This window comes from Vibrio sp. 10N.222.49.C9, from assembly GCF_041474985.1.
Classification (GTDB): domain Bacteria; phylum Pseudomonadota; class Gammaproteobacteria; order Enterobacterales; family Vibrionaceae; genus Vibrio; species Vibrio crassostreae_C.
Genome location: NZ_JBFRVD010001325.1, coordinates 1 through 264, shown reverse-complemented (window position 1 = coordinate 264; position 264 = coordinate 1). Strand labels below are relative to the sequence as shown.

The 264-nt window shown below is 37.5% G+C and carries 1 pseudogene; it reads right to left on the bottom strand.

Annotation, left to right across the window (positions count from 1 at the left end):
• Positions 1–53 precede the first annotated feature (53 nt).
• A pseudogene (locus AB4585_RS28125) lies at positions 54–264 on the bottom strand (EAL domain-containing protein); the annotation flags it as partial.

The window sequence follows — 264 nt, the reverse complement described above, 5'->3', positions numbered from 1 at the left end:
TTAAGGCATCATAATTGTGTTATTTGTAGCAATTATAACACCGATAATTGAGATTATTTATTGCTGATTGACGAACGCTTATCCGCAAAGGAAATAAATTGATGTTGTGGATTTTGCAGTGCTTCATTGGCCGCAATAGTATTCGGCAATTCATAGAACGCTTTTGAACTCAGGGCTTTGTGGTTCAATTCTTGATACACCTGCCTGTACCAAAGTGGATAAGACTCATTTAATACGTGTTTTTCAAACATCTCGGGTGTGGCA